General features: G+C 69.1%; 9 protein-coding genes. 3 read left to right on the top strand and 6 right to left on the bottom strand.

The genetic code is table 11. The annotated features are described in order from the left end of the window. From H5J31_RS38560 to H5J31_RS38550, 3 genes are all read right to left on the bottom strand, one after another. Positions 1–599 (bottom strand): ATP-binding protein (locus tag H5J31_RS38560; protein ID WP_181777600.1); only part of this gene is annotated, 599 nt, incomplete at its 3' end. After that, positions 596–3,319, bottom strand: coding sequence for a helix-turn-helix transcriptional regulator (locus tag H5J31_RS38555; protein ID WP_181777599.1), 2,724 nt, complete (start codon positions 3,317–3,319; stop codon positions 596–598). The genes H5J31_RS38560 and H5J31_RS38555, both read right to left, overlap by 4 nt. Before the next feature lie 508 nt (positions 3,320–3,827). Continuing rightward, positions 3,828–4,493, bottom strand: a complete 666-nt coding sequence (locus H5J31_RS38550) for a helix-turn-helix transcriptional regulator (RefSeq protein WP_181777598.1) — start codon at positions 4,491–4,493, stop codon at positions 3,828–3,830. Between the two features lie 568 nt (positions 4,494–5,061). Between H5J31_RS38550 and H5J31_RS38545 the strand changes: the two genes are divergently transcribed. Continuing rightward, complete coding sequence (locus tag H5J31_RS38545) at positions 5,062–5,550, top strand: beta-class carbonic anhydrase (RefSeq protein ID WP_181777597.1); 489 nt, start codon at positions 5,062–5,064, stop codon at positions 5,548–5,550. A gap of 42 nt (positions 5,551–5,592) precedes the next feature. On the opposite strand, the gene H5J31_RS38540 is transcribed toward H5J31_RS38545, so the two are convergent. Then, complete coding sequence (locus tag H5J31_RS38540; RefSeq protein WP_181777596.1) at positions 5,593–6,378, bottom strand: SDR family oxidoreductase; 786 nt, start codon at positions 6,376–6,378, stop codon at positions 5,593–5,595. Then, complete coding sequence (locus H5J31_RS38535) at positions 6,375–7,127, bottom strand: SDR family oxidoreductase (RefSeq protein ID WP_181777595.1); 753 nt, start codon at positions 7,125–7,127, stop codon at positions 6,375–6,377. Before H5J31_RS38535 ends, H5J31_RS38540 begins: the two co-directional genes overlap by 4 nt. Positions 7,128–7,250: 123 nt before the next feature. Here H5J31_RS38535 and H5J31_RS38530 point away from each other — a divergent pair, with 123 nt between their 5' ends. Beyond that, positions 7,251–7,865, top strand: coding sequence for a TetR/AcrR family transcriptional regulator (locus H5J31_RS38530; RefSeq protein WP_181777594.1), 615 nt, complete (start codon positions 7,251–7,253; stop codon positions 7,863–7,865). A 158-nt stretch (positions 7,866–8,023) separates the two neighbouring features. Further along, on the top strand, positions 8,024–9,406 hold the full coding sequence (locus H5J31_RS38525) for an MFS transporter (protein ID WP_181777593.1): 1,383 nt from the start codon (positions 8,024–8,026) through the stop codon (positions 9,404–9,406). Here the strand turns inward: H5J31_RS38525 and H5J31_RS38520 are convergent. Beyond that, a partial coding sequence (locus tag H5J31_RS38520; protein WP_181777592.1) for a helix-turn-helix transcriptional regulator occupies positions 9,365–10,075 on the bottom strand: 711 nt, incomplete at its 5' end. The two genes, H5J31_RS38525 and H5J31_RS38520, sit on opposite strands and share 42 nt — an antisense overlap.

Below are 10,075 nucleotides of genomic sequence, written 5' to 3'. Positions count from 1 at the left end.
TCGCTCAGCGGCCGCAACCGCACGACATGCCTGTTCTCCCAAGGCAAACCGGCCAGGGACAGCGGGCCCGAGTCCTCGCAGCCGTCGTCCTGCGGTCCGGAATGCGCGGCGACCAGCAGCACGGGATCGTGCCCGCGCCGTCGCTGCAGGGCGGCGAGCCAGGCCACGGACTGGTCGTCGGCCAGGATCAGGTCGTCGACGACCAGCACCACCGGGCAGCGCCGGGCCGATTCCAGGAGCCGCTGGCAGAGCAGTTCGTGCAGGACCTGGACGTCGGTGCCGTCGGACAGCGCGGCGCGCAGCCACGGGACGTCCGCGAGTTCCGGGATGGAGGCCAGCAGCTGGGAAAGAAGTCCGTACGGCAGCTGGGATTCGGTGGCCGATCCGCGCGCGGCGAACACCTGGAGACCGCGTTCGCCGGCGAGCGACGCGACCTGCTCCAGCAGCGCCGTCCGCCCGCTGCCCGCCGGGCCGAGCACGAGCGCGGAACCGCCGTGACCGAGTTCGAGGTCGCCGATCAGCCGGGTGAGCAGGCGCAGTTCGGTCTCGCGCTCGACGAGCTGATCCGTACCCTCGGCTTCGAGCCGGACCGCGTTCACCTTGCCCCCTCGAGCACGACCGGGCGGTCGCTTTCGTCCGCGTGGCCCAGTACGGCGGCCAGTTCGGTCCGCCCGGCGATCCGCAGCTTGCGGTACACGCTCGTCAGATGCGTCTCGATGGTCCGGACGGTGACGAAGAGACGTTCCGCGATGACGCGGTTGCTGACCCCGCGCCCGGCGAGCCGGGCGATGTGCCGTTCGGCGGGACTCAGCGACGAAAGCGGCGTGACCTGGCTCGGGATGCCCGCGTCGGCGGCGGTCCGCTGGGCCCGGCGCAGCAGGAACCGGTCCCCGGTGCGCAGGCTCAGCTCGACGCACCGTCGCAGCCGGGTGCGCGCCGCGGTGAGGTCTCCGGCATCGATGAGCGCGCGTCCGAGGTGGAACTCCGCCAGCGCCTCCTCCAGCCGGGCGGGCGAGCCGGCCAGGATGGTCGCCGCCTCTTCGAGCAGGTCGACCCGGTCGGCACCCGGGGTGGCGACCGCGGTCGCGAGCCGGGACATCCCGATCGCCCGCGGCGTACCCCATCGCACCGCCGGGCCACTGCCCTCGGCGGCGAGTTCGGCGGCGGCCTCGTAGCGGCCGTCGTCGGCCAGCAGGCAGGCGCCTTCGAACCACCACGGCGCCAGCAGCGGATTGGCGATCCCGACCTCGGTGAGGCTTTCCCCGCATCGGTGGAACAACTTCAGCGCGGTGTCGTGGTCCCCGGAAGCCCAGCGGACCCGCGCGTCGACGAGCTCGAACCACGGCCGCATCACCGTGTGGTCCCACAACTGCGGGGAATCCGCTTCCCGCAGCAACTTCGCCGCCTTCGCGAGTTCTCCCTGCTGGGCCGAAACGGTCGCGAGCGCGATCCGCGGGACGACGCCGCCGGTGCGGCCCTCCGCGCGCCGGCTGAGCACGTAGGCCTGGCCGGCGTCGGCCGCCGCCGTGGCGAGGTCGCCGCACCAATGGCCGAGGAGACCTCGGAAGGCGAGATATTCACTGCGCTGGGCGGGAACGAGCTCGATCACCCGGGTCAGTTCGTCCCTGGCCACGTCGACCTCGTCGGCCAGCAGCAGGGCCAGTACGGCGGAACTGACGGCCGAATCGTCGGAAGTCGGGAGGTAGCCGCGGATCGCGCGCATCGCCCATTCGGCCGCCTCACGGGGACGGGTGCCGTCGAGCGCGGCGACGACGGCGCAGACGGCCAGATGTCTCGCGTCGACGACGCTCTCCGCGCCGTCCTCGAACCGGGGCTGCATCCAGGCGTCGAGCTTCGGCAGGCTGTCGCGATCTTCGATGCCCACCAGGCACAGCAAGCCTTCGAGGTGGATCCGCACCTGCTCGTCCACGTCACCGCCGAACAAGGTGAGCACCCGGTCCAACTCGGTGACCGCGGTCCCGCACCGGCGGGCGACGAGCGCCGCCCGGCCCAGTTTCATCGCGGCACGGGCCCGGTCCGCCGGATCCTGCTGGAGTTCCAGTGCCCGCCGCAGCAGGTCGAATCCGCTGTCCGGTTCGAGCAGCGCGACCGTCTCGGCGAGCTGGACGGCCAGACTCGCGTCGGCGGGCCTGGCCGCCGCCGCGGGCCGGAGGTAGCGCAGCGCGTCCCAGGGAGCGCCCCGTTCGCACGCGCAGGTCGCGGCGTCTCGCAACAGGTCGACCATCCAGGATTCGAGTTCGCCGACTTCGAGCACCTGTTCGGCGACCTCCTCCGGCGCCCTGGCGGCGTCGCTCAGCAGGATCGCGGCGGTGCGTCGCAGCAGGCTCAGTTCGGCGGGTTCGAGGGCGCCGAGCAGCCCCTCCCGCACCGGGTCGTGGCGGAACGAAAGCCCTTCCGGCACCAGGATGTGCTGGCTTCGGAGCAGGTCGACGGCGGTCCCGGCGGTGCGCGCCGGCACCTTGGCCAGCCGCGCGACCAGCGACAGGTCCTGGCCGCCGAGGATCGCGATGGCGGTGGCGACGGTCCGCGCGTAGTCCGGGACGCCGGCGAACAGCGAGCGGATCAGCGCCGAACCGGCCGCGGACCCGGCCACCGGGGCCACCCCGGCCGCGACCCTGCCCAGTTCGTCGAGCATTTCCCGCAGCAGCAACGGATTCCCGCCGGACTGTTCGACGCAGTGCCGCACGAACGGCTCACCCGGCTCGGATCCGATGGCCTCACGTGCCAGCGAGGCGACCGCCTCGGCGGACAACGGGCCGAGGTCGAGTACTTCGGTGCTGTACCAGGATTCGAGGTCGGACAACCGTTCCGCCGCCTCGGCCAGGCCGTCGGCGGCCGACCGGACCAGGACCATCCGCACCGGGAGCCTCGTCGCGTGCCGGGCGATCAGGCTGAGCCAGCGCAGCGTCGGTTCGTCACACCACTGGACGTCGTCGACGGCCACCACGATTCCGGTCGTCCGGACCGCCCAGGCCGCGAATTCCTCATACCAGGCCGCGAAATCATCCGTTTCCAGGTTCGGGACGCGGGCACCGGCCCGCCGCAGGGCCGCGAGCAGGTCCCGGGACACCGCCGCCCCGTCCCCGGCCACACCGGTGCTTCGGCAGACGACGGTGTCCGTGAGAGTGGCCAGCGCGGCGTCGAGCAGGCTGGTCTTGCCGATACCGGCCTGGCCGCGCAGAACGACGACGAGCCCTTCACCGGGCGCACCGGGGCTCAGTCGTGCGGCGAGCCAGTGCAGCTCGTCGGCACGTCCGGCCAGTGTGCGCCCGGATCTGCTGGCGTCCTCGTCCACCATCTCCGCCTCCCCGTGGTCCCATCGGGTCGTTCCTGTCACACAGAGCGAACGATTGCTTACGTGCTTCCATCTCATCGTGTGATCGTCTTACCGAATAGACCGTCAACCCTCGATAAGGGTTATCCCTCACTACGGGGACACGTGGTGCTCAGATGAGCGAACCGGCGAGTGCCGCGACACTGCGGCGGCCGGGAACGAAGGAGCCACGAGGGGTCGAGCGTCGTCCTCGGGCGAAGTCGGGACCGTCACTCCGGCGGCTTCGCGGATGCTCAAGACAGCCGTCCGGCGAGGTCACACCTTAACGAAACCTTCGCCTAGCTAACAACGTCGACGACAGGCCAGGGGATCCGACAGGGGCGAGTGTGGACGCTCAAATGAGCGATACAGCCTGGTGAGTCATTGCGAATTCTCACGAAATATCGCCCTGTAACCAGGTAGTTCACGAGGACCGCACCGTAACCGCACGAGCACGTCACGCCACGGCCATCCGCCCGTCAGGTCCGGGCCATCAGCTCGCGCGCCGGGACTCCGGCACCCGCGGCGGCCAGGCCGTCGAGTCCAGCAGCCCGGTGGCGAAGGCCCGCGAAACCAGTTCGACCCGGTTGCGCGCCTTGAACTTCCGCTGCAGGCGGGCGACGTGGTAGTCGATCCCCTGGCGGCTGAGGTAGAACTTGTCGGCCATCTCCAGGCTGGACAGGCCACTGGCGATCCCCTGAAGGATCTTCGCCTCGATGTCGTTGACCGAGCCCAGCTGCTCGGCGCGTTCCTCGGCGGGCCCCGTCTCCGGGAGCACGGTCAACAGGATCGCCGCACCCGGCGCCCGCATCCGGCCCGCGACGATGGTCAGCCTGTCGGGCCCGGAGGACCCGAGACCGGCGACACTGCCGCGAAACCGCTGCTCCCAGCCCTCGGCGACCCGGTTCAGCCGGTGCCGCAGATGATCCGGACCCGTGGTGACGAGTTCGGGGAAGGATTCGCCGAGCACTTCGGCCGGCCGCCTGCCCAGCAGCCGATAGAAGGCGGCGTTGCCACCACCGAGCCGCAGTCCGGCGCTGAGCGCCGCCAGCGGCATGTCCGCGCCTTCCACGAATTCACTGATGATTCCGGGCCGCGCGATACGACCCGCGTCGAAAGTCCGCTGACCAATCGGGGAAATCGTTCGGATGCCGGCCATGGAAAAGCCCCCTTCTGCCTGAGCTCGTCGTGTCCACCAAAGCCGTCCCTGCCCAAGACTCGGCAAACACTACGAACCGTCGAACAGCGAGGTCAACGAATTCCGGAGCAAGGGAAGAGAAGTTCGTGGCCACCGAACCCGCCGTGCGGACAGGCCGTACCGAAGGTTCGGTATCGGTGTCCTCGAAGGAGAATCCTCAGCTCAGCGGCCGGTTCGGTGACCGAACCACCGCGGCGGAACCGTACTTCGGGAGGGACGAGGAGTGAATTCCGCGTCAACCGCTTCCCACTGGTTCGCCAAGACAAGATAGCACCGATCCCCCGGTTCTTAAGATTGATTTAAGGTAACTTCCGGCCGGGACTTCTGCCCGAAAGTACGCGGGGCACCGGTGATCGGGACATCGCCGACTCCGCATAGGGGCCATTACGAATGGGGCGGCTCCTCGACCCCTGGAACAAAGCGGTCGCTTAATCGGTCCGGCGTCACGAGAGTCCCAGCTCATGGGCACGGTTGCGCATGCGTGCATCCGAACGGTCCACTCGGCGGGACTCCGAACGGAAGGGAAATCATGTCGGTCACCGACGAACTCCTTGCCAACAACGCCGACTACGCCGCCGGCTTCTCCGGACCACTCCCCTTGCCGCCCGCCAAGCACATCGCGGTCCTCGCCTGTATGGACGCCCGCATCAACGTCTACGGCGTACTCGGCCTGCAGGAAGGCGAAGCGCACGTCATCCGCAACGCGGGCGGCGTCGTCACCGAGGACGAGATCCGTTCCCTCGCGATCAGCCAGCGTCTGCTCGGCACCGAGGAGATCATCCTCATCCACCACACCGATTGCGGGATGCTGACCTTCACCGACGACGACTTCAAGAAGTCGATCCAGGAGGACGTCGGGGTCAAACCCCCTTGGGCCGCAGAGGCTTTCGGCGATCTCGACGAGGACGTCCGGCAGTCGATCGCGCGGATCAGGAACAGCCCGTTCATCCCGAAGAAGGATTCCGTCCGCGGCTTCGTTTTCGATGTCGCCACCGGGAAACTGAACGAAGTCGCCTGAAACCCGGGCCGCGCACGGCGGAAACCGTGCGCGGCCGGGAAGTCACTCGCCGGGGAGCTGCTCCACCTTGCGCTGCAGCTTGTTCATACCACCGAGCCAGCGGTCGGTCTGCGTGGCGCGCGCGGCGTAGTAGTCCGCGACCTCGGGGTGCGGCAGCACCAGGAAGCGTCCGTCGGCGATCGCCTCGAACAGCGAATCGGCGACCTGCTCCGGCTGGATCGCCGACGCTCCCATGAGCAGTTCGCCCGCGGGGCCGGTGTTCTCCAGCATCGCGGTCCGCACCCCCTGCGGGCAGATCGCCTGCACGGTCAGTCCGCGGTGCCGGTAGGTCGCGGACAGCCATTCGGCGAACGCCAGCGCGCCGTGTTTGGTCACCGAGTACGACGCCGAACCGAGCGTGGTCAGCAATCCCGCCGCCGACACCGTCGAGATGAAATGCCCGCGACCGCGTTCGAGCCACGCCGGCAGGAGAAGCCGCGAAGCGCGCACATGTGCCATCACGTTGACGTCCCAGATCCGCGCCCAGTCCTCCTCGGGCGCGTCGACGCCGCCCATCGGAGCGATTCCGGCGTTGGCGCAGAAGACGTCGATCTCGCCGAGCGTCTCGCGCGCGGTTTCGATCAGAGCCGCGACACCCGCTTCGCTCGCGGAGTCTCCGGCGACCGCGGTCCCGCCGATCTCCTTCGCGACTTCAGCGGCGGCGTCGCCGTTCAGGTCACCGACGACGACGCGCGCGCCCTCGGCGGCGAACCGGCGGGCGAGCGCGGCACCGATGCCGCCGCCCCCACCCGTGATGACGACACCGGCTCCGGTGAACGAACTGGTCACAGGCCACCCGCCAGCGTCACGCCGCCGTCGAGGACGATGGTCTGCCCGGTGATCCAGCCCGCCTCTTCCGAAAGCAGGAACGACACGGCACTCGCGATGTCGGCCGGAACACCGAGCCGCTTCATCGGGTACGACGCCGAGACCTCTTCCTCACGGCCTTCATACAGCGCGGTCGCGAACTTGGTCTTCACGACGGCCGGCGCGACGGCGTTCACACGGATCTTCGGGCCCAGTTCGAAGCCGAGTTCCTTGGTGAGCCGGATCAGCGCGGCCTTGCTGACGCCGTACATGCCGATCCCGGGGGACGCGCCCAGCCCGGCGACGGACGCGACGTTCACCACCGCGCCGCCGTGCTCCCCCATCCACGCGTCGCGTGCGCGGCGGGTCCACGAGAGCGGCGCGAGCACGTTGACGGCGAAGATCTTCGCGGCGGCTTCCGGCTCGATGTCCAGCGTGGGCCCGTACACCGGGTTGATACCGGTGTTGTTGACCAGCATGTCCAGACGCCCGAATGCCTCGATGGTCTTGGCGACGGCCTCGTCCTGGTGCGCGGTGTCGTCGGCCTTGCCCGGGACGGCGATGGCCACACCGGGGCCGCCCAGTTCGTTGACCGCCTCGGCCAGCGGCTCCGGCTTGCGCGCCGTGATGCACACCTTCGCGCCGCGCTCGACCAGGTCCTTGGCGATCCCGAGCCCGATACCGCGGCTCGCGCCGGTGACGATCGCGACGCGATCCTTGAACGAGTTCACTTCTTGATCTCCTCTGTATTCACTGCCGAGCACAGTCACTAAGCGAGCGCTCACTTACAATGGAAAGGTCCGGAGATGGTGTCAAGCCCACCATCGGATACGAGCGTCTGGGAGGATCTGCGGATGACCATGTCGCTGTCGGCCGAGCTGTGGCCCGACGTCCAGCCGGAGACGGCACGACGGCTGATGCTGGCCGGGGTCGAATCGTTCGCGCGCCGCGGCTACCACGCGACCACCACCCGGGACATCGCCTCGGCGGCGGGGATGAGCCCCGCGGCGCTGTACGTGCACTTCCCGTCCAAGGCCGCACTGCTGTTCGCGATCTCCAAGTACGGCCACGAGCAGACGCTCGCGCTGGTCGAGAGCGTCGTGGCCCGCGAGACCGACCCCGTCGAGCGGATCCGGCTGCTGGTCGAGGACTTCGTGGCCTGGCACGCCCGGCGGCACACCGTGGCGCGCGTCGTGCAGTACGAACTGCACGCGCTGCCGGACGAGGAGTTCGAGGTCGTCGCGAAACTGCGCCGCCGGATCGAGCAGGTCGTGCGCGAGGTCATCGCCCAGGGCTCGGACGCGGGCGTGTTCACCGTCGGCGATCCGCACACCGCCGCGCGGGCCGTGCTCTCGCTCGGCGTCGACGTCGCACGCTGGTACACCGACCGCGCCCGCCACACGCCGAAGGCCCTCGGGCAGGAGTACAGCGAGCTGGTCCTCCGGATGCTCGGCACGAAACTCTCCTGACCAGTACTGATCGGCTTCCGTCGGCGATACCGCCACCAGGGTGACATACCAACCAGTCGGTATCGAGAAATACCCGCTGAGACGTTGACCACATACTAAGCGGTTGTTAATTTGCCCGGACTGCATCGCCGCAGCAGCGCCGAGCGAAGGGCACACAGATGGCCGACAGTGCACCGAACGCCCCCGAAACCGCCGCAGAACCGACGATCACCGTGTCCCAGCGGAGGAGGGCCGCGACAGCGGCGGCGCTCGCTTCGTCCGTCGAGTGGTACGACTACTTCGTCTTCGGGATCGCGGCCGCCCTGGTCTTCGGGAAGACCTTCTTCCCCACCACCAACGCGGCGGCCGGCGTCCTCGCCTCGTTCGCGACCTTCGCCGTCGGTTTCCTCGCCCGGCCGCTGGGCGGGATCATCGCCGGCAGTATCGGCGACAAACGAGGCCGGAAACCCGTACTGGTCATGGCGATCGCGCTGATGGGCGCCGCGACCACGTTGATCGGCCTGCTCCCGACCTACGACACGATCGGCATCGCCGCGCCGATCATCCTGGTGCTGCTGCGGCTCGTGCAGGGCGTCGCGGTCGGTGCCCAGTGGGGCGGCGCGATGCTGCTCGCCACCGAATACGCGCCGCCCGGCAAACGCGGCCTCTACGGCAGTCTGGTCCAGCTCGGCGTCCCGATCGGCGTGGTGCTGGCGAACACGGTGTTCCTGATCGCCGCACAGGTCGCCCCGCCCGGCGACTTCCTGACTTGGGCGTGGCGCATCCCGTTCCTGGTCGGCATCCTCGTGCTCGGACTGGCCTGGTACATGCACGTCAAGATCGACGAAACCCCGGAATACCGCCGCGCCGAAGCGAAACTCGCCGCCGAGGAGCGCGACCGGGGGAAGTCGCCGCTGCGTGACGTCATGCGCGACCACAAGGGCACCGTGCTGCTGGCGGGCGGCTCGTTCATGGTGAACACGGCGACCTTCTACATCCTGCTCAACGGCGTCCTCGACTACGCCACCCGCCATCTCGGGATGTCGCGGACCACCGTGCTCGTCGCGACCCTGCTGATCAGCACACTGCAGCTGGCGATCATCCCGCTCTCGGCGAAACTGTCCGACCGCATCGGCAGGCTCAAGATCTACACCTTCGGCGCGGCGGGCGTCGCGATCTGGGCGATCCCGATGTTCCTGCTGATCGACACCGCGTCCCTGCCGTTGTTCGTGGTGGCGTCGTTCGTCGGCTCGCTGTTCCTCGGCATCATGTACGGCCCGCAGGCAGCGCTGTTCGCGGAGCTTTTCACCGCCGAGATGCGGTACACCGGTGCCTCGCTCGGCTACCAGATCAGCGCGGTCGTCGGCGGCGGGCTCGCGCCGTTCATCATGGTGCTGCTGCTGGAATCCACCGGGACGTCGATGTCGGTTTCGCTCTACATCATCGTGCTGGCCCTGATCTCACTCGGCTCGATCGGCCTGCTGGCCAAACGCGCGAAGGCAGCCCGGTCCACTTCGGACTCAACCGACCGCGCGCGCGAAGCGGTCGGCGACCAGCCGTAGCCGTTCCTTGACCTCGTCCGGCGCCTCCTCCACGACGAAGTCGACGTCCCAATGGGCGAGGTAGTAAGGCATCACGGAAAGGTCGTTGGACCCGACCCTGACCCGGCAGGTGTGCTCGTCGATGGCCTCGATCGTCCCGACGGTCGGGGACACGTTTTCGGCGAGCACGTCCGCCGAGGCGTTCACCCGCAGCACCATTTGGTGCGGATACGGCGACGAAGTGATCGCGCGGGAGACGTACGCGGCCAGATCCTCGGCGGGCGGTTCCCTCGGCGTGAAACGGAAACTGGTGTCCGGGACGCCGTCGATCCGGTCGACTCGGAAGGTCCGCCAATCGTCGCGGTCGAGGTCGAACGCGACGAGGTACCACCGGCGCCCGGTGTGCACCATGCGCAGCGGCTCGATGTACCGCTCGGTGACGTCGCCCTTGTGGCTCTTGTAGCCGAACCGGAGCCGCTGGCTGTCCCGGCAGGCGGAGGCGATGACGGTCAGCGCCTCCGCGTCGATGACCGGCACCGTGCCGCCGAGCGGGATCATCGCGGTGCTCAGCGCGGTCACCCGGTGCCGCAGCCGCGCGGGCAGCACCTGCTCGAGTTTCGCGAGCGCGCGCACCGACGTCTCCTCGATCCCCGAAACCGTCCCGTTGGCGGCCGTGCGGAGGCCGACGGC

This window comes from Amycolatopsis pittospori (genome assembly GCF_013870525.1).
Taxonomy (GTDB): Bacteria; Actinomycetota; Actinomycetes; order Mycobacteriales; family Pseudonocardiaceae; genus Amycolatopsis; species Amycolatopsis pittospori.
Note: the sequence above shows the minus strand (reverse complement) of the source record. Positions and strands in the feature narration are given on the sequence as shown.